The organism is Intrasporangium sp. (genome assembly GCF_039812505.1).
Lineage (GTDB): Bacteria > Actinomycetota > Actinomycetes > Actinomycetales > Dermatophilaceae > Intrasporangium_A.
Genome location: NZ_JBDIAQ010000010.1, coordinates 1 through 18,944, shown reverse-complemented (window position 1 = coordinate 18,944; position 18,944 = coordinate 1). Strand labels below are relative to the sequence as shown.

18 protein-coding genes and 1 pseudogene are annotated in these 18,944 nt (G+C 70.5%); 12 read left to right on the top strand and 7 right to left on the bottom strand.

Translation table 11 applies throughout. From position 1 onward, the window contains the following. Positions 1 to 7: 7 nt before the first annotated feature. The 4 genes from WMI84_RS02870 (at position 8) to WMI84_RS02855 (ending at position 3,861) form a co-directional block, all read left to right on the top strand. Positions 8 to 1,018: a polyprenyl synthetase family protein gene (locus WMI84_RS02870; RefSeq protein ID WP_347350497.1), complete on the top strand. Its 1,011-nt coding sequence runs from the start codon at positions 8 to 10 to the stop codon at positions 1,016 to 1,018. 388 nt (positions 1,019 to 1,406) lie between these two features. After that, complete coding sequence (locus tag WMI84_RS02865; RefSeq protein ID WP_347350496.1) at positions 1,407 to 2,021, top strand: ATP-binding cassette domain-containing protein; 615 nt, start codon at positions 1,407 to 1,409, stop codon at positions 2,019 to 2,021. Between the two features lie 32 nt (positions 2,022 to 2,053). Beyond that, complete coding sequence (locus tag WMI84_RS02860; RefSeq protein ID WP_347350495.1) at positions 2,054 to 3,199, top strand: ABC transporter permease; 1,146 nt, start codon at positions 2,054 to 2,056, stop codon at positions 3,197 to 3,199. Positions 3,200 to 3,714: 515 nt separating this feature from the next. After that, positions 3,715 to 3,861 (top strand): hypothetical protein, encoded by a 147-nt coding sequence (locus WMI84_RS02855; RefSeq protein ID WP_347350494.1) that lies wholly within the window; start codon positions 3,715 to 3,717, stop codon positions 3,859 to 3,861. A gap of 752 nt (positions 3,862 to 4,613) precedes the next feature. On the opposite strand, the gene WMI84_RS02850 is transcribed toward WMI84_RS02855, so the two are convergent. Further along, positions 4,614 to 4,742, bottom strand: coding sequence for a hypothetical protein (locus WMI84_RS02850; protein ID WP_347350493.1), 129 nt, complete (start codon positions 4,740 to 4,742; stop codon positions 4,614 to 4,616). 222 nt (positions 4,743 to 4,964) lie between these two features. Here WMI84_RS02850 and WMI84_RS02845 point away from each other — a divergent pair. Beyond that, positions 4,965 to 5,231 (top strand): annotated as a pseudogene (locus WMI84_RS02845) (DUF6444 domain-containing protein); the annotation flags it as partial. A gap of 155 nt (positions 5,232 to 5,386) precedes the next feature. Here the strand turns inward: WMI84_RS02845 and WMI84_RS02840 are convergent. From WMI84_RS02840 to WMI84_RS02815, 6 genes are all read right to left on the bottom strand, one after another. After that, positions 5,387 to 6,790 (bottom strand): class II fumarate hydratase, encoded by a 1,404-nt coding sequence (locus tag WMI84_RS02840; protein WP_347350492.1) that lies wholly within the window; start codon positions 6,788 to 6,790, stop codon positions 5,387 to 5,389. Between the two features lie 44 nt (positions 6,791 to 6,834). Continuing rightward, the gene (locus tag WMI84_RS02835; RefSeq protein WP_347350491.1) at positions 6,835 to 9,138 is read right to left on the bottom strand and encodes a glycoside hydrolase family 3 N-terminal domain-containing protein; all 2,304 of its coding nucleotides are present in this window, start codon (positions 9,136 to 9,138) and stop codon (positions 6,835 to 6,837) included. A 1-nt stretch (position 9,139) separates the two neighbouring features. Then, positions 9,140 to 10,450, bottom strand: a complete 1,311-nt coding sequence (locus WMI84_RS02830) for an MFS transporter (RefSeq protein ID WP_347350490.1) — start codon at positions 10,448 to 10,450, stop codon at positions 9,140 to 9,142. Between the two features lie 175 nt (positions 10,451 to 10,625). Then, positions 10,626 to 11,606: an EamA family transporter RarD gene (gene rarD / locus WMI84_RS02825; RefSeq protein WP_347350489.1), complete on the bottom strand. Its 981-nt coding sequence runs from the start codon at positions 11,604 to 11,606 to the stop codon at positions 10,626 to 10,628. Between the two features lie 14 nt (positions 11,607 to 11,620). Beyond that, positions 11,621 to 12,643, bottom strand: a complete 1,023-nt coding sequence (locus WMI84_RS02820; protein WP_347350524.1) for a 2-oxoacid:ferredoxin oxidoreductase subunit beta — start codon at positions 12,641 to 12,643, stop codon at positions 11,621 to 11,623. 77 nt (positions 12,644 to 12,720) lie between these two features. Continuing rightward, positions 12,721 to 14,589 carry a 2-oxoacid:acceptor oxidoreductase subunit alpha gene (locus WMI84_RS02815; protein WP_347350488.1) on the bottom strand — a complete coding sequence of 623 codons (1,869 nt, stop codon included), beginning with the start codon at positions 14,587 to 14,589 and terminating at the stop codon, positions 12,721 to 12,723. 180 nt (positions 14,590 to 14,769) lie between these two features. Here WMI84_RS02815 and WMI84_RS02810 point away from each other — a divergent pair, with 180 nt between their 5' ends. From WMI84_RS02810 to nuoK, 7 genes are all read left to right on the top strand, one after another. Then, positions 14,770 to 15,129, top strand: a complete 360-nt coding sequence (locus tag WMI84_RS02810) for an NADH-quinone oxidoreductase subunit A (protein WP_347350487.1) — start codon at positions 14,770 to 14,772, stop codon at positions 15,127 to 15,129. After that, entirely contained in the window at positions 15,129 to 15,728 is a 600-nt protein-coding gene (locus WMI84_RS02805; protein WP_347350486.1) for an NADH-quinone oxidoreductase subunit B family protein, read from the top strand. The genes WMI84_RS02810 and WMI84_RS02805 overlap by 1 nt, the downstream gene beginning before the upstream one ends. After that, the gene (locus WMI84_RS02800; protein ID WP_347350485.1) at positions 15,725 to 16,255 is read left to right on the top strand and encodes an NADH-quinone oxidoreductase subunit C; all 531 of its coding nucleotides are present in this window, start codon (positions 15,725 to 15,727) and stop codon (positions 16,253 to 16,255) included. Before WMI84_RS02805 ends, WMI84_RS02800 begins: the two co-directional genes overlap by 4 nt. Further along, positions 16,252 to 17,217 (top strand): NADH-quinone oxidoreductase subunit NuoH, encoded by a 966-nt coding sequence (nuoH, locus tag WMI84_RS02795; RefSeq protein WP_347350484.1) that lies wholly within the window; start codon positions 16,252 to 16,254, stop codon positions 17,215 to 17,217. The genes WMI84_RS02800 and nuoH overlap by 4 nt, the downstream gene beginning before the upstream one ends. After that, positions 17,214 to 18,059, top strand: coding sequence for an NADH-quinone oxidoreductase subunit I (locus WMI84_RS02790; RefSeq protein ID WP_347350483.1), 846 nt, complete (start codon positions 17,214 to 17,216; stop codon positions 18,057 to 18,059). Before nuoH ends, WMI84_RS02790 begins: the two co-directional genes overlap by 4 nt. Then, the gene (locus WMI84_RS02785; RefSeq protein ID WP_347350482.1) at positions 18,056 to 18,577 is read left to right on the top strand and encodes an NADH-quinone oxidoreductase subunit J; all 522 of its coding nucleotides are present in this window, start codon (positions 18,056 to 18,058) and stop codon (positions 18,575 to 18,577) included. The genes WMI84_RS02790 and WMI84_RS02785 overlap by 4 nt, the downstream gene beginning before the upstream one ends. Then, positions 18,574 to 18,944: NADH-quinone oxidoreductase subunit NuoK (gene nuoK, locus WMI84_RS02780; RefSeq protein WP_347350481.1), on the top strand; the 371-nt coding region annotated here is incomplete at its 3' end. The genes WMI84_RS02785 and nuoK, both read left to right, overlap by 4 nt.

The window sequence follows — 18,944 nt, the reverse complement described above, 5'->3', positions numbered from 1 at the left end:
GGTCTAGATGACGACACAAGTCACGCCGCCGGTACTGGCCATCCCCGGGGCGACGCCGGAGCTCACGGCGCGTCTCGAGGACGGTCTGGCCCGGGTGGATGCCTTCCTGGAGCGCGTCGTGGACCACGACGACCCCTTCATCGCCCAGGCATCCGGGCACCTGGCCGCAGCCGGGGGCAAGCGCTTCCGCCCGCTGCTGACCCTGCTGGCGGCCGAGCTCGCCGGCGGCATCAACGACGAGGTCGTCCAGGCCGCGGCCGGTGTGGAGCTGACCCATCTCGCCTCGCTGTACCACGACGACGTCATGGACCAGGCCGACGTGCGCCGGGGGGTGGCGTCGGTCAACGCGGCCTTCGACAACTCGACGGCGATCCTGGTCGGCGACCTGCTCTTCGGCAAGGCGTCCGAGATCATCGCGAGGCTGGGCGCGGAGGCGGTGCTCATCCAGGCCCGGACCTTCATCCGGTTGTGCACCGGGCAGATCCGCGACGACCGGGCCTGCCCGCCCGGCACCGACCCGGTGGACTACTACCTGTCCGTCCTGGCCGACAAGACCGGCGCGCTGATCGCGACCGCAGGCCGCTACGGGGCGATGTTCAGCGGCGGCTCGCCCGCACTCATCGAGACCATGCGGCGCTACGGCGAGAAGATCGGCATCGCCTTCCAGCTCGCCGACGACGTCATCGACATCGCCTCGGAGTCTGGGGAGTCCGGCAAGACCCCGGGCACGGACCTGCGCGAGGGGGTCGACACGCTGGCGGTGATCCGGGCCCGGGCCTCCCGGGACCCGGCCGACGCGCGCCTGCACGAGCTGCTCGCCCGCGACCTGTCGCACGACGACGCCGGGGTCGAGGAGGCCCTCGCCCTGCTGCGGGTGCACCCCGGCCTGGAACGGGCCCGCGAGGAGACGTATGCCGTCGCACGGGAGGCACAGCGACTGCTGGACCCGGTGCCGGACTGTGCAGCCAAGGTGGCCCTGCAGGCCCTCCCGATCGGGGTCGTCGAGCGACTCGGCTGACCCGGCTCGGGTCGGCACCCGGGGGCCGCTACAACATGGCCGGACCTGTTCGAACATTTGACCATCCCTTTAACCGTTTCCCATAGAAGACGGTTGACTGCCTTCATTCACGACCGTTAGCCTCAGCAAGGCGGAGCAACCTGATGACCAAGGAGCGCTGCCCACATCGCTTGCGTCGGCACGGACTCGCGTGTCTTCGCCCCCCTGTCTTGAAGCGCTACAAGGACGAGGGGACGAAGAGCTTGTTTGCTTGGACGCCGGCGAGGCCCGCCGCCATATCCGCCACCTGGACCGCGTACGACCTGGCCAACCGGCTGGGGCTGGACCTGGAGGAGATCCTGCGATGAGCACTTCAATGTGCCCAGTCCTACGTTTTCGTAGCACGGTCGTGGGTTACTCCGGCGGTCCTGTGTTCGGCCCGATAGACCTGTCCGTGGAAAGGGGCGAGGTCTGCCGGCTGTCGGGGAGGTCCGGTAGCGGCAAGTCCACCGTGCTTGCCGCCGTCGCCCTGATACTCGAGCCCCTCTCCGGGGACATCGAGCTCGACGGCATCAGCACCGCGGGCCTGAGGCCCCGGGAGAAGGACGCCCTGCGTCGGGATCGAATTCGCCTGGTGTGGCAGGACGCGGGTCTGCTTCCGTACCTGTCGGTCTGGGAGAACGTCGCCGCCCAGGAGGGCCTTCCGGTGCGGTCCAGGAGGGCGGCAGCCTTGGCCGCGCTCGACGAGCTCGAGCTCGGTCCCTACGCGGACGCGAAACCGGCGACGTTGTCCGGGGGGCAGCGTCAGCGGGTCGGCCTGGCACGCGCGCTTGTCGGCCGGCCCGCGCTGGTTCTTGCCGACGAGCCCACGGCGAACCTGGACCGGCAGTCCGCGAGGCTCGTTCGTGCAGCCCTGCAGAAAGTGATCGACCATGGGGGAACGGTGCTCATGGCCACCCACGACGAGGAGCTTGCCGACCTGACGACCAAGGAGTGGGCTTCGGAGCGGGTGGTGCAAGGATGATCCGTTGGGGGCTGCTCACAGTCCGGCGGGGTGTGGCCATCACGGCTTCGCAGGTTGCCCTGCTCGTCCTGCTGTTGACGCTGGCCATCGCCACGCTTTCGTTGTCGACGAGTGTCACCTCCGCGGTGACGACCGAGTACGTGCGGACCGGGAGCCTGGGCCAGGTCGAGGTGACCGCTCCGATGCCGGGCGAGTCGACTCGAGCGCTCACCACGAGCGCTCTCGACGAGATGGCGGCACTACCCGGGGTCGACTCCGTCGACCCGAACTACGCGACGTCCTTGCCGTGGCCGGATCGGGGCGCTGTTCTGGCCGGTGCGACCTGGCAGCCGCTGCGAAAGACGCTGTTGGTCGAGGGCAGGTCCCCGTCCGGTGCCGGGCAGATCGTGTTGCCCGAACGGGTACAGGCGCATAGCACGGCCGGGCTGCTGGGTCAGGACATCGTTATCGACGCGACGGTCCGGATTGCGGAGGGAGCGGGAAAGAGCGTGGCGAGGCGCTTCCGTGTCGTCGGCATCTACTCCCTGAAGGTCACTCCTGAGCGACCGGACACCGCCTACATCGGCTTCAAGGACTCGCTCGAGCTGGCGGCCGCCCGGGCCGGGATACCGGCCGGCACCTTTGCCGCCACTCGAGGTGCGGATGCCGCAGTGCTGCAGACCGGCTCGACCGCAGCGGCAAGGACGGTCGCTGCAGATCTTGTGCAACGCGGTTTCGGCGCGCGGGCAACTGCGGACCGGGTCGCAGATCTTGCCGGCGCCCCCGGACTTGTCCGGGTCGGTGCGTGGGCACTGGCGGGTCTCACGTGTCTCGTCTTCGTCACCTCGGCCATCGCGAGATCGCTCGACGTGGGTCGGCGACGACTCCGGGAGTTCGCCCTCCTTCGTAGCCTGGGTTGGGGACGGGAGCGGTTGTCCGCGTTGGTCCTGGTCGAGAACGTCCTTGTCACGGCCTGCGCGGGCATCATGGGGGTTGTTCTGGGGGTCATTGCGGCGCACGCCCTGCTGCCGGCCGCCTTGAGCCTCGTCGGTTCTCCGCGGGCCGGGCTGGAGGTCCCGTGGCTCGTGCTCGGTGGCCTGCTGTTGTTCCTGGGGATGCTCGGGGCCCTCGCCTCGACAGTGGGGGCGCGTCGCGCGCTCGTCCGAGACCCATATCTCGTGGCCCGCGCGGACCTCTGACGGGCCGGCAGCTCGCCCACCGCGACCATCCTCGTCACCCGAGTGCAACGCACCCGTCCACCGCTCAGCCCGGTGAGCGGCATACTACCGGCGGTATGCCGCTCACCGGGCTCACACGCGACGGCTCAGCGGGCCGGTGGCCACATGTTCGCCCAACGCACCGAGACCGTGGTCGAGTTGGCGGCCTCGCACTCGTCGATGCTCTCCCGGCCCAAAGACGTGGCTGAGATCATCACCCAGACCGCAGTGCAACCAGCGTGAGCCCACTCCACCGGGTCGCCCGCAGAGCTGCGTCCGAACGTTGAATGGTGACGCGGCAGGGAAGCCTGGACGCCTTGAGATGGTTTGGGTCGAGGCCGAGCGGCTACCTCGAAGCGACACCCCAAGACTGGACCGCGCCGGCCGCCGCGAAGGCCGCCCTGAAAACCGATCCCGGCCAAGGTGGCCGCGACCGAGCTGGACCCGGAGGCGAAACGAGCGCCCGACCGCACCTGGCCCGCCGCGGCCTGCAGATGGTGCTGCGGCTACTCGCGCGGGGCGCCGAAGCTTGGCTGGCCGAACACCTGAACGCCTACCTGGCCGACCCCGACGAGTACCGCGCCATCGCCCGTGGGTTGCCCGGCGACCGCCGCCCCAGCACCTACCAGGTCATCCCGGCATGAACCATGAACCTCCACACTCAACCCGCCGCTACTTCCGGAGGTCTGGGGGTCCGGTGAGAAGACCTCAATAATGCTGGGGGCTCTTTCTGGCAGTCATGACCTAGTCATGAGGGCGCTGGGAAATATGGATGCGTACAACTCGCAAGACACGGGGAGCTGAACAAGTGCATCCACCAACTGGGAGGTGACAAAGAGCACGGAAATGCTCAATGCTGACTCCGATCCACCGCTCCCCAGGACAGGAGCGGGAGAAAAGGATCTTAAGCTATTCAGCAGATCAACACAGCGCTCTGTTCCCAGGTCTCTGGGTGACATTAGATTCGTCGAATGCAGCCCGCACCCAGCGTCTGGCGCAATCTCACGGGTAGCTTTCGCTTTGACGATTCGACCATCTGCCCACGTGCCGATCACGCGAGTGATTGCCCCAGCGACCCGGCTGGGTCCCTGATCTAGTTGGATCCCGACTTCGCCACCGGCGACTCTTCCCGGCCTCGACGGGTTCCATGGTGCTACGACCCACAACTGTGCACGATCTTCACCGGTGAACTGGAGCACCCCGCATGCCGTGACCTGATCGCCAGGGCTCAGGATCAGGTGTACCACTGGATGTCCATCGACCATTTCGATTCTCCGATGTCAAGGTGGCAGTACCACTGCATCATATTCGGTACGTTCTCGTAGTAGAATATCTGGTAGCCGCGTGCATTGCACGATTCTTCGGTATAGAAATAGTCATCGTAGTAGTCGTACTGTCAAGAACTGAGGATACCGTAATCAGATGACGATGCGCGCGATTCGACGGTGCCTGATGTCACTGCCGACGGCACCAGCACGATGGCGGAAGCAATGGTCGACACCATGGCTGCAAAAAGGCGCGTCATTTGAAAACTCCTCCTTCTTGTTCCGCGGGTGAGATGATCCGTCCGTCCTCAATCGCGGAAACTGTAGATGGCCTCCACCGTCGCCGAAGTGCGGCCGTAATTCAAGCGAAGTAGCCAATTCGTTATGCGTGCCGGCGTAACGTAACGTAACTACTCAGGACTCGGCGTGCTGTCCGGCGTGACGTGGGGTTGATGTGGCTGGTGGCTCTGTAGGGTCTGGAGATGTTCGCTGCGTCGCTTGATGAGACCCTCGCGACGATGGCGCGGCTGCAGGCCCGGGTCCTTGAGCTGGAGGCCGAGGCTGCTCGGCTGCCGGTGTTGCAGGCCCGGGTCGCGGAGCTCGAGGCCGAGAACACCGAGTTGCGTCGGCGTCTGGGGATGAACTCGGCCTACTCGTCCAAGCCGCCGTCTGGTGACGGGCCGGACAAGGCACCGCCGAAGTCGTTGCGCAAGAAGACCGGTCGTAGGTCGGGTGGGCAGCCAGGCCGGGCCGGGGCCCGGTTGGAGCAGGTCGCTGACCCGGACCGCACGGTGGTGCACCGCCCGGCCGTGTGCGGCGGGTGCGCGGGTGCGTTTGGGGATGACGCGCAGGGACGAGGCCAGAGTCCTCGAGCGGGCGCCGGCCCAGCGGCATACGGCTGGGCTCAGCGGGCCGGTGGCCGGGTCATCGCCAGCACGTCGAGCGCCTCGTCGAGCTGCGCCTCGGTGAGCCTGCCGTCGGCGACATGGCCGTCGTCGATGACCACCTCACGGATCGTCCGGCGCTCCTTGATCGCGCGCTTGACCACGGCCGCCGCGGCCTCGTAGCCGATGAAGCGGTTCAACGGCGTCACGATCGACGGCGAGCTCTCGGCCAGCTGGCGGGCGTGCTCCACCTCCGCGATGATCCCGTCCACGCACCGGTCGGCCAGCAGCCGCGAGGTCGCAGCCAGCAGGCGGATCGACTCGAGGATGTTCTTCGCCATCACCGGCAGCATGACGTTGAGCTCGAAGTTGCCCGCCGCGCCGGCCGTGGTGACCGTCACGTCGTTGCCGATGACCTGTGCGCAGGCCATCACGGTCGCCTCGCAGATGACCGGGTTGACCTTGCCCGGCATGATGCTCGACCCGGGCTGCAGGTCCGGCAGGTGGATCTCGCCCAGGCCGGTGCGGGGGCCGGAGGACATCCAGCGCAGGTCGTTGCAGATCTTGGTCAGGCTGACCGCGACGACCTTGACCGCTCCGGACAGCTCGACCACGGCGTCCTGGGCCGACTGCGCCTCGAAGTGGTCCTGCGCCTCGGTGAAGCCGATGCCGCTCGCCTCGGCCACCTTGGCGATGACCGCGGCGGCGAAACCGGGGGCGGCGTTGAGCCCGGTGCCCGCCGCGGTGCCGCCCAGCGGCAGCTCGCTCGTGGCCGTCGCGGCGTGCGCGACCCGGCTCGCCCCGAGCTCGACCTGGCGCCGGTAGCCGCCGAACTCCTGCCCGAGGGTGACCGGGACGGCGTCCATCAGGTGGGTGCGGCCGGACTTGACGACCTCGGCGAACTCCGACTCCTTGCGGCCGAGGGAGGCGGCAAGGTGCTCGAGCGCGGGCACGAGCTGTTCGAGGGCCGCACGGGTCGCGGCGATCCGCAGCGCGCTCGGGAACGTGTCGTTGCTCGACTGGCCCATGTTGACGTGGTCGTTCGGGTGGACCGCGAGCCCGCTGCGGAGGTGGGCGAGACGGGCCACCACCTCGTTGACGTTCATGTTGGTCGAGGTGCCGGAGCCGGTCTGGAAGATGTCGATGGGGAAGTGGTCGTCGTGCCGTCCTTGGGCGACCTCGTCGGCCGCGGCGCTGATCGCGGCCGCGCGGTCCGCGTCGAGCCCGCCGAGCCGGGCATTGACCTGGGCGGCGGCGGACTTGAGTGCCGCCAGCGCGTGGACCACCTCGGGTGGTATGCCCTGCCCGCTGACCGGGAAGTTCTCGACCGCCCGCGCGGTCTGGGCCCCCCACAGTGCGGAGGCCGGGACCTGCACCTCGCCCATCGAGTCGTGTTCGGTCCTGGTCGCCACTGGTTCGCTCATACCCCCATGATGCCCTGCACCGTCGAGGCGTCGCCTGCCGAGCGTCAGCGACCGCCGTAGCGGGCCAGCAGCTCCTCGAGGTCGTCCAGCGTGACCGAGTCGATCATGCTCATCAGCGGGACCTTGACCACCGGCATCGACATTAGGAAGGTGGCCATCATCGGGTCGCTGCTGTCCGCTCCGAAGAGCGCGCCGGCCTCGCCCATCGCGGCACGCAGGGCGGCGCCCGCCTCGGGGTGCTCCATCCACTCCCCGATGGTGGAATGGTCGGTCAGCGGTCGGCGCAGTGGCGGTGCCTCGAGCTGCACGATGTGCACGAGCGGGAGGTCTCGCGACGACGAGCCGAGCGACACGACCACGGTGCCCGGCTCGAGCGCCCACCCGTGCTCCCGGGCATCCCAGTGGCTCAGGTCTCGCCGGGTCAGGGCGAACTCGACCTGCCCGGAGGCTCCGGGGGCCAGCTCGAGCCGGTCGAACCCGCGCAGCTCGCGCGGAGCCCGCGCCAGAGCCGAGCCGGGCCGGCCGACATAGAGCTGCGGCACCACCACGCCGGTCCGTTCGCCGGTGTTGGTCACCGTGGCCCGGGCCTGCAGCACGACGTCGTGGTCACGGGTCTGCGGGTTGACCGGTGCGACCTCGACTGACAGGTCGGAGTACTCGAAGCTCGTATAGGTCAGGCCGTGCCCGAACGGATAGGACACCCGGGCTTCGACGGCGTCCAGGCCGCGATAGCCGATGAAGACCCGCTCCCCGTAGTGCACGGAGCCGGCCTCGCCCGGGAAGCTGAGCTGGGCGGGCACGTCGACGAGCCGCTGCGGCATCGACTCGGCAAGGCGACCGGACGGTGCGGCATCGCCGACGAGCAGGTCCACGGCGGCGCTGCCACCGGCCTGTCCACCCAGCCAGAGCTCGAGGATGGCGTCGGCCTGCTCTTCCCAGTCGGCCACGGCGACGGCGGAGCCGTTCGAGAGCAGCACGACGACGTGCTCGGCCACCTCGGCGACGGCCCGGAGCAGCGCGACATGACTCGTCGGCAGGTCCAGGTGCTCACGGTCGTACCCCTCGGACTCGTCGGCTGCGGGCAGGCCGAGGAAGAGCACGGCCGTCCGGCCGGTGGCCAGCAGGGCCGCCTCACGGCGCAGCTCCTCCTCGGAGCGGTTCGCCACGGTCGCGTCGGCCGCCTCGGCCAAGTGATAGCCCGGCGCGAACGGCACGTCGAGGCCGCGCTCGGCGAGCGCGTCGAGTGCGCTGACCAGCCGGGTCGGGTTCACCTGCGAGGACCCGGCGCCCTGGTAGCGCGGCGTGCGGGCCATCTCGCCGATGACGACGGCCGTGCTTGTCAGCTCGGCCGGCTCCAGCGGCAGGACGCCGTCGTTCTTCAGCAGCACCGCCGTGCGAGTGGCCACCTCGTGGGCCAGCGCATGGTTGGCCTGGAGGTCGCACGGAATCGGCTCGGGACCCGGCTGCTGGGACCGGGCGACCAGGGTGAGCACCCGGGTCACGGCGGCATCGAGGTCCGCCTCGGCGAGTGACCCCGACCGGACGGCCTCGAGGATCTTCGCGTCGTTGACCCCGTTCGACGACGGCATCTCCAGGTCGAGGCCGGCTGCCACACCGGCCGCCCGGTCGTCGACCGCGCCCCAGTCCGAGACGACCAGGCCCTCGAAGCCCCATTCGTCGCGCAGCACCTCGGTCAGCAGCCACCGGTCCTGCGATGCGTAGGTGCCGTTGATCTTGTTGTAGGCGCACATCACGGTCCACGGGTGTGCGCGGGTGACGACGGCCTCGAACGCCGGCAGGTAGATCTCCCGCAGGGTGCGTTCGTCGACCTCGACGGAGACCCGCATCCGGTCGGTCTCCTGGTTGTTGGCCGCGAAGTGCTTGAGGGACGTGCCCACCCCCTGGGACTGGATGCCGGCCACCAGCGGCGCGGCCAGCTCACCGGTGAGGTACGGGTCCTCGGAGAAGTACTCGAAGTTGCGTCCGCACAGGGGGGTGCGCTTCATGTTGATGCCCGGCCCGAGCAGGACGGCGACGTCGTTGGCGCGGGTCTCGGCACCGAGCGCCTCACCGACCCGACGGAGCAGGTCGCGGTCCCAGGTCGAGCCGAGGCCCGCGGCGGACGGGAAGCAGGTGGCCGGAACCGAGTCGTTCAGGCCCAGATGGTCGGTCTCGCCGGCCTGTTTGCGCAGCCCGTGCGGGCCGTCGGTGAGCATGACGGCGGGGATACCGAAACGGTCGATGCCCTGGGTGTGCCAGAAGTCGGACCCGGAGCACAGGGACGCCTTCTCCTCGAGGGTGAGCTCGGCGACGATCCGGGGGATGTCGGTGAGATCTGCAACAGTCATGTCAGCGCACCTTCTTGATCGGGAGGATGGCGGCGGCGCCGAGCACCGCGACGATGCCGGCGACGAGGAAGAGCAGGGTGTAGTTCGTGCCCTCGGTCGAGCCGAGTCCGAGGAGCCACCCGCCCAGGGCGCCGGCGAGCGACTGCGGCAGGGCATTGGCGATGTTCATCACGCCGAGGTCCTTGGCTGCGTCGTCGGGGTTGGGCAGCACGTCGACGACCAGGGCCATGTCGACGGCGTAGTAGATCCCGTAGGTGGCGCCCATGAGCACCTCGACCAGGTAGTAGCCGCTCAGGGAGGTGACGTGGGCGAGCAGGTAGGTGCCGACCCCGAACAGCGCGGCCGTGGCGATCACGAAGACCTTCCGGCGGCGGTAGCGGTCGGAGAGCCAGCCGCCGATCTTGGCGGCGATGACCAGGGCGATGGTGTAGATGAGCACCCCGGCCGTGATCGCCTGGACCGCCTCGTCGGTGGTCAGCTCGACCCGGTGCTGCAGGAAGAACAGCCGGAAGGTGATGAACAGGAACGAGCTGAGGATCATGCAGAACCGGGAGACCCAGGCCCAGCCGAAGTCGGGGAACTCCAGCGGGTTGACCCAGAACGTGCGCAGCAGCTTCATCCAGCCACCGGGCTCCGCGTGGACCCGCACCTGCCGGTCCGGCAGGACGATGCAGTAGACCACCACGGTGATCGTGGCGATCACGGCCGGCACGACGAACAGAAGGAACATGTTGTGCACGAACCAGCTGGCGACATACGCAGCGGCCAGGATCCCGACGTTCTGCATGATGCCGACGTTCGCCGACACGGTGCCCCGCTGGAACTCGGGGACCTGGTCGGCGATCGTCGTCAGCAGTGGGGCGAGGATCATGTTGTCGCCCAGCTGTCCGAGCAGCCAGCCGACGAGAACCATCGCAACCGACCCGGCGGTGGCGATGACGACCATGCCCAGGATGAAGACGGCACATCCGGCGATCATCCACGGCCGCCGGCGACCCCATCGGGAGGTGGTCCGGTCGGACAGGCGCCCGACGACCGGGTTGGCGACCAGCGCCATGACGGCGGCCACCGACAGCACCATCCCGAGCGCGCCAGGGGCCTCGGCGGCCGGAACGAGATCCTGCACCTTGAGGGCCAGGCTGACCGTCACCGGCGCGAGCAGGCCCAGGAAGATGCCGAACTGGGCGACGGCCATCCAGACGACGACCGGAAGGCTGGCCTTCTCGGTGGGGAGGATGTCCTCCGCGTAGGGCAGGGTGCGGGTCGAGCCGGCATCTGCCGGTCCGGGTGCTCGAGAGGCGTTCGGCGACATTTGCGTCCCTGATGTCGACTTCCGGTCACTGACCGGCTGGCTTCGTCGGCCAAGGTCACCCTCCCGCAAGCAGCGGGTGGCCGCAAGGGCAGCCCTGCGGCATCAGGCCCGCGGGGTGTCCGGGTATGCCGCCGACGGCCGGTGCGGCCGAGGGCGGTGGGGCAGTGCGGCAGCGTCAGCGGGGGCAGTCGTCCACTGGGACGTCCCGCTCCTGCACGCGAGCCCCTCGCAGGCTGAGCAGCGAGTCGGCGGTCAGCAGGATCAGGGCGACCCATACGATCGCGAAGCCGATCCAGCGTTCGGTCGGCATGTGCTCGCCGAGCAGGAGCACCGCGCAGAGCAGCTGCAGGATCGGCGTGACGAACTGGATGAGCCCGATCGACACCAGCGGGATTCGCCGGGCGGCGGCGGCGAAGCACAGCAACGGCAACGCCGTGGTCACCCCCGCGCCTACGAGCAGCCAGGTGTGCAGCGGGCCGTACCCGCCGAACGTCAGGTGGCCTGCGCGTCCCACGACGAACAGGATGACCGCTGCGGCCGGGGCGAGCACCATGGTCTCGACCGTCAGCCCGTGCAGGGCGGGCAGGGTGGCCCCGAGCTTCTTCTTGATCAGTCCGTACAGCGCGAACGAGAAGGCCAGGACCAGGGCGACGTACGGCACCCGTCCGCCGGCGATCGCGAGGAAGAGCCCGGCCACGACACCGATCGCGACGGCGGCCCACTGCAGGACCCGCAGCCGCTCACCGAGCACCACGACCCCGAGCGCGACCGTGACGAGCGGGTTCAGGAAGTAGCCGAGCGCCGCCTCGCTGGTGTGACCGGACAGGACCGCTGCGACGTAGACGACCCAGTTCGTCGCGATGAACACCCCGGCGAGGGCCAGGCCCGTCAGCAGCCGCCGGTCTCGGAAGACCGGCCCGAGCCAGCGCCAGTCGCGCGCCACGAGCAGCACGAGCACGCAGAAGGCGAGGGTCCACAGGATGCGGTGCGCGAGGATCTCCCACGGGCCGGCCGGCAGCAGGGCGTCGAAGTAGAGCGGGAAGAAGCCCCACAGCCCGTAGGCGGCGAAGCCGAGGACCGTCCCCCGGCCGGTCTCGGACAGCCCCCCGCCGAGCCTGGTGCGCACGCCCGCCGGCGAGCGCAGGCTGGTGGACATCGGCCGGCCCGACGTCACTCCCTCACGGTCCAGGTGTCCTGTCCGGCCAGCAGGGCGTCGATGTCCGCATCGGTCACCGGGGCGGTGCGGGCCGCCGCGACCTGCTCGCGGACCGCGTCGTCGTAGGTGCGCCGCGTCACGTCGCGGAAGATCCCCAGTGGCACGTGCGTCATGTCGGGCGTGTCGAGCCGGGAGAGCGCGTAGGCCGCGCTCGGGTCGGGGGCCTCGGGGTGGTGCACGACGATGCGGGCGGGGTCGGCCTGTTCCCGCGGCACGAGCCGTATGCCGCTCACGTCGTCCCAGACGGCCACCTGGTCACCCAGCGTGACCTCCTGGCCGGCCTCGAGGTGGATGAGCCGGGCCTGCGCCGACGTGCGGTCCTTGAGGACCTCGAAGGCGCCGTCGTTGAAGATCGGGCAGTTCTGGTAGATCTCGACGAGCGCGGACCCACGGTGCGCGGCGGCGGCCCGTAGCACCTGCGTCAAGTGCTTGCGGTCGGAGTCGAGCGTGCGGGCCACGAAGCTGGCATCAGCCCCGAGCGCCAGGGACACCGGGTTGAACGGCTGGTCGACCGAGCCGAGCGGCGTCGACTTGGTCACCTGGCCCAGGCGCGAGGTGGGCGAGTACTGGCCCTTGGTCAGGCCGTAGATCTCGTTGTTGAACAGCAGGATCTTGAGGTTGACGTTGCGCCGCATGGCGTGGATCAGGTGGTTGCCGCCGATCGAGAGCGAGTCGCCGTCTCCGGTGATGACCCACACCGACAGGTCCTCGCGGCTCGTCGCGAGCCCGGTCGCGATGGCCGGGGCCCGGCCGTGGATCGAGTGCATGCCGTAGGTGTCCAGGTAGTACGGGAACCGGGACGAGCAGCCGATGCCGGAGATGAACACGATGTTCTCGCGCTTCAGGCCCAGCTCCGGCAGCAGGCCCTGGATCGCGGCGAGGATGACGTAGTCGCCGCAGCCCGGGCACCAGCGCACCTCCTGGTCGGAGGTGAAGTCCTTCTTGGTGAGCGTCTCGCCCTCGGCCAGGCGCGGCACGCGGGCGGTGCCGGACTCGGCCGGGCCGGGCCGGCCCGCACCGGGGGCGACGGCGGTGTCGAGGGCCTGGTCGGGGGTCACGGCAGCTGCTCCTTGCCTGCGCGCACGATGACGTCGGCCAGCTCCGTCGCCGGGAACGGGAGCCCGCGCACGGCCGTGTGGGACTGGATGTCGACGAGGAACCTGGCACGCAGCAGCAGCGCGAGCTGGCCGAGGTTCATCTCGGGGACGATGACGTGCTCGTAGGCCCGCAGCACCTCGCCGGTGTTGGCCGGCAGCGGCGCCAGATGGTGCAGGTGGGCCTGGGCGACCTTCGCCCCGAGCGCCCGGGCCAGCCGGACGCCGGCCGCGATGGGGCCGTAGGTCGAGCCCCAGCCGAGCACCAGCAGCTCCGCGTCGCCGGTCGGGTCCTCGACCTGCAGGTCGGGCACGCGGATGTCGTCGATCTTGGCCTGGCGCAGCCGCACCATGTGGTCGTGGTTGTCGGGGTCGTAGGAGATGTTGCCGGTCACGTCGGCCTTCTCGATGCCGCCGACCCGGTGCTCGAGACCCGGGGTGCCCGGGACCGCCCACTGCCGGGCCAGGGTCTGCGGGTCGCGCAGGTAGGGGTGGAAGACCGGCTTGCCTTCGGCGTTCTGACCGTTGGGCGCCGTCGCGAACTCCACCGTGAGGTCGGGCAGCTCGGCCGTGCGCGGGACCTGCCAGGGCTCGGAGCCGTTGGCCAGGTAGCCGTCGGACAGCACGATGACCGGGGTGCGGTAGGTCGTCGCGATCCGCACGGCGTCCAGGGCGATGTCGAAGCAGTCGGCCGGCGTCGCCGGGGCGAGCACGGCGACCGGCGACTCGCCGTTGCGCCCGAACATGGCCTGCAGCAGGTCGGCCTGCTCGGTCTTGGTCGGCAGGCCGGTCGATGGCCCGCCGCGCTGGATGTCGCAGACGACCAACGGCAGCTCGAGCGAGACCGCCAGCCCGATCGTCTCGGCCTTCAGGGCCAACCCCGGCCCGGAGGTCGTCGTGACGCCGAGCGCCCCGCCGAAGCTCGCCCCGAGAGCCGCGCCGACGCCGGCGATCTCGTCCTCGGCCTGCACGGTCGTGACGCCGTAGCGCTTGAGCCGCGAGAGGGTGTGCAGGATGTCGGAGGCCGGGGTGATCGGGTAGGAGCCGAGGAAGAGCGGCAGCCCGGCCCGGTGCGCGGCCGCGACCAGGCCGAGCGCCAGGGCGGTGTTGCCGGTGATGTTGCGGTAGGTCCCGGCCGGCATCGCGGCCGGTGCGACCTCGTACGCGTTGGCGAAGTCCTCGGTGGTCTCGCCGTAGTGGTAGCCGGCCTTGAGCGCGGTGAGGTTGGCCTCGAGGATCTCGGGCTGCGCGGCGAACTTGGCCTTCAGGAACAGCTCGGTGCCCTCCATGGGCCGGGTGTAGAGCCAGGAGAGCAGCCCGAGGGCGAACATGTTCTTCGCCCGCTCCTTCTCCTTGCGGGTCAGGCCGGCGAACCCGGCCAGCGCCTCGACGGTGATCGACGTCAGCGCGACCGGGTGCAGGTCGTAGCTCTCGAGCGAGCCGTCCTCGAGCGGGTTGGCCGCGTAGCCGACCTTGGCCAGGTTGCGCTTGGTGAACTCGTCGATGTTGACGATCAGGGTCGACCCGCGGGGCAGGTCGCGCAGGTTGGCCATGAGCGCGGCGGGGTTCATCGCGACCAGCACGTCGGGCGCGTCGCCGGGCGTCAGCACGGCGTGGTCGGCGAAGTGCAGCTGGAAGCTCGACACCCCGGGCAGGGTCCCCTGCGGGGCCCGGATCTCGGCCGGGAAGCTCGGCAGGGTAGACAGGGCGTTGCCCAGCAGCGCCGTCTCCGAGGTGAACCGGTCGCCGGTGAGCTGCATACCGTCGCCGGAGTCACCGGCGAACCGGATGACGACGCGATCGAGCCGCTTGACCGTGGTGGTGCTCATGTGGCGCTTTCCTCGTCGTTCTCGTGGGTCGTTTCCATCGTAGATCGTGGGCTGCGGACCAAGTGGGAGATCCCCACCACGTGGGACGGCGTGCCGCGCGCCACCCGCCCCGTGCCGACGCAGCGGAATCGGGGCGGCCGGCTGGGCGGCATCCGGGGCCCCAGTGGCTAGGCTGCCAACATGTCCGGGTACATCGTCGTGGCGGCGGTCCTCGGCGCGGGCGTGCTGCTGGTCACCGTGGCGATGCTGGCCCGCAGCCTGCTGGCCCCGCACGCGCCCGTCCCGGCCAAGCTGACCACGTACGAGTCCGGCGTCGACCCGGTCGGCGAGGGCTGGGCCCAGACCAAGGTGCGCTACTTCGTGTTCGCCTTCCTCTACGTCGTCTTCGCCGTCGACGCGGTCTACCTCTACCCGTGGGCGCTCGTCCTGCGCGACGCCCGCCTCGGCGTCGCCAGCCTGGTCGAGATGGCCATCTTCATCGCGGTCGTGGTGCTCGGTCTGGCCCACGCCGCCCGGCGCGGGCTGCTGAGGTGGGTGTGATGCCGGTCGACCTGCCCATGCCCCGCGTCGGCCCGCTGAGCGAGCACGCGCCGCGGCCGATCAAGGTGGTGCTCAACTGGGGCCGGCGCTACTCCCTCTGGGTCTTCAACTTCGGGCTCGCCTGCTGCGCCATCGAGTTCATCGCGACCTCGATGGGCACCCACGACTTCATCCGGCTCGGCGTCATCCCCTTCGCGCCGGGCCCGCGACAGGCCGACCTGATGGTCGTCTCCGGCACCGTCACCGACAAGATGGCGCCAGCGATCCGCCGGCTCTACGACCAGATGCCCGAGCCGAAGTACGTCATCTCGTTCGGGGCCTGCTCCAACTCCGGCGGCCCCTACTGGGACTCCTACTGCGTCACCAAGGGCGTCGACCAGATCATCCCGGTCGACGTGTACGTGCCGGGCTGCCCGCCGCGCCCGGAGGCGCTGCTGCAGGGGATCATCCGCCTGCAGGAGAAGATCGCCGGCGAGACGCTCTCCGGGGCCGCCCTGGCCAGCAGGTATGCCGCCCACCGCACTCCCAGCGCCGCCGAGCTCGCGCGCCCGCTCCTTCGCGGCGCCGGGCACGGGACGGCCGGGGAGGCTGCCCGGTGAAGGTCTCGGAGGTCACCGACGTCCCCCTCGACGAGTGGGCCGCCGTCGTGGGCGAGCATGCCGCCCAAGGCTTCTCGTACTTCGACTGGCTGACCGCGGTCGACGAGACCGACGCTGCGCAGGAGCCCGGCTTCGACGTCGTCGTGCACCTGATGGACGTCTCCGCGCCGGAGCGGCTGAGCTCGGTGCTGCTGCGCACCCGCGTCCCGGACGGCGCGGTGGTCGCGTCGCTCACCCCGGTCTTCCGCGGCGCCGCCTGGCACGAGCGCGAGACCCACGAGATGTTCGGCATCGACTTCGCCGGGTTCGACGACGGCACCGGTCTCGGGTTGCGCCCGCTGCTGCTCCCGGACGGGTTCGAGGGGACCCCGCTGCGCAAGTCGTTCGTGCTGCCGGCCCGGGCGAGCAAACCGTGGCCCGGCGGCAAGGAGCCGGGGGAGGGGCACGGCGAGGCGGTCAAGGGGTCGCCGGCCCGCCGCCGGGTCCAGGCCCCGGGCGTCCCGCCGCCGGAGTGGGGCCCGCGATGAGCGGCCTGACCTGGCTGGAGGTCGTGCTGCGCACGCTCGCCGTGCTCGCCGCCTTCCTCGTGCTGCCCCTGCTGGTGGGGCAGACCGAGCACAAGGTCATGGCGCACATGCAGGGCCGGCTGGGGCCGATGTACGCCGGCGGGTTCCACGGCTGGGCCCAGCTGGTCGCCGACGGGGTCAAGTTCGTGCAGAAGGAGGACGTCGTGCCGGCCCGCGCCGACCGGTCGGCCTTCCGGCTCGCCCCGGCGGTCGCGCTGGTGCCCTACCTGGTCGCGCTCGCACTCGTCCCGCTGTCGCCCGACCTGGTCGGCGCGGACGTCGAGGCGAGCGCCCTGCTCGTGCTGGCTGTCAGCGGGGTCGGCATCATCGGCACCCTGATGGCCGGCTGGGCCTCGGCCAACAAGTACTCCCTCCTCGGGGCGATGCGCGCCGCTGCCCAGCTCGTCTCCTACGAGCTGCCCATGGTCCTGGTCGTCGCCTCGGTCGCCCTCGCGGCCGGCACGCTCTCGCTCGTCGGGATCGCGCAGGCTTGGACGCCGTGGTGGCTGCTCTGGCAGCTGCCCGGTGCGCTCGTCTTCTTCGTCGCCGGGCTCGCCGAGCTGCAGCGCGTCCCGTTCGACATGCCGGTCGCCGACTCCGAGATCGTCTTCGGCCCCTACACCGAGTACACCGGGCTGCGGTTCGCCTTCTTCCTGCTGGCCGAGTACGCCGGGATCGTCGTCATGGCGCTGCTGTTCGCCGTGCTGTTCCTCGGCGGCTGGGCCGGGCCGTGGTCGGCGGTCCTCGGGTGGGTCTGGACCCTGCTGAAGGGCCTGCTCGTCGCCGTCGTCGTCATCTGGTTCCGGGTGTCCTGGCCGCGGCTGCGCGAGGACCAGCTGCAGCGCCTCGCCTGGCTCTGGCTCGTCCCGGTCGCCCTGCTGCAGCTGGGGGTCACCGCCGTCGGGGTGGTGCTGGTGCGATGACCGACAGCGCCGAGAAGCCGGGCCCCGTCGAGCCGTGCCCCGTCGAGCCTGGCCCCGTCGAGCCGGGACCGGGCGACCTCGAACGGCCCGTGGTCGACCGCTCCCCGTCGCACGCCGGCCCTGCGACGGTGACCAAGGGCGTCGGGCGGGCCGGCGGGCGCGCGCGGAGCGGGCTGGGCGGCATACTGCCCGGGATCGTGCAGGGGCTGGCGACCACCGCGCGCACGATGACCCGTCACACGCACACTGCGGAGTACCCCGACGTGCGCCCCGAGCTGCCGCCGCGCAGCCGGGGGGTCATCGCGCTGCTCGAGGAGAACTGCACCTCGTGCATGCTGTGCGCGCGCGAGTGCCCCGACTGGTGCATCTACATCGACTCGCACAAGGAGGAGCTGCCGCCGGCCACCGAGGGCGGGCGGGCCCGGCAGCGCAACGTGCTGGACCGTTTCGCCATCGACTACTCGCTGTGCATGTACTGCGGCATCTGCGTGGAGGTGTGCCCGTTCGACGCGCTGTTCTGGAGCCCCGAGTTCGAGTATGCCGAGCTGGACATCCACGACCTGCTGCACGAGAAGCAGCGCCTCGGCCAGTGGATGGCCACCGTCCCGGCCCCGCCCGCGCTGGACCCCGGCAGCGCCGACCCGGCCGAGGTCACCGCGGCCGCGAAGCCGGCCCGCCCCGCTCGGGCGCCCCGAGCGCCCGGGGCGGAGCCCGGCGGCGGCGGTGCCGCCCGGGGGGAGGCCGGCGCCGGCGGTGCCGCGCGCCCGCCGCGTGCCCCCCGCCCGCCGCGATCGAACCCGCCGCAGGCGCCTCCCACCCCGCCCGCAGGAGATGACGCGTGACGACACGGGACATCGTCTTCGTCGTCGTCGGCGTCATCACCGCCCTGTCCGGACTGCTCGCCGTCTCCACCCGGCACGTCGTGCACGCCGCCCTGTGGCTGCTGGTCTGCCTCGGCTCGCTCGCCGGCTGCTACATCGTGCTCGGGCAGGAGCTGGTGGGGATCGTGCAGCTGCTCGTCTACGTCGGGGCGATCGTCGTGCTCGTCCTGTTCGCGCTCATGCTGACCCGCGCACCCATCGGTCCCCAGCCGGACATCGACGCGCCGGTCTGGCAGCGGGCGGTCGCGGCCCTGCTCGGGGCGGCCACCACGGCGCTGGTGGCGGCGACCACCCTGCCCGTGATCGCCGGGCAGGCGGTCGACCTCGACACCCCGGCCGTGACCACGCCGCAGATCGCGTCGGCGATCTTCGGCACCTGGGTCTGGCCGTTCGAGCTGCTCTCCGTGCTGCTGCTGGTCGCGCTGGTCGGCGCCTTCGCCGTCTCGCGGGTCGTCCTGCACCGGAGGTCCCGGTCGTGACCCACCTGCAGTGGCCCGTCATGCTGGCCGCGGTCCTGGCCGGGCTGGGCGTCTACGGTGTCATCGCCCGCCGCAACGCGGTCCTCGTGCTGATCGGGGTCGAGCTGATCCTCAACGCGGCGAACCTGCTGCTCGTGACCGCCGGGGTCCGACCGGACGCACCGCTGGCCGCCGGGCCGGTCGTGACGCTGTTCGTCATCACGATCGCCGCCGCCGAGATCAGCATCGCGCTGGCGGTCATCCTGGTGATGTTCCGCCGCTTCGGGCACATCGACCTGACGGCGGTGCCGGACCTCGCCCAACAGCCTGAGTCGATGTATTCGCGAGGTCCAGGGGCCGCGCGAATACATCGAATCGGCGGGGGCGG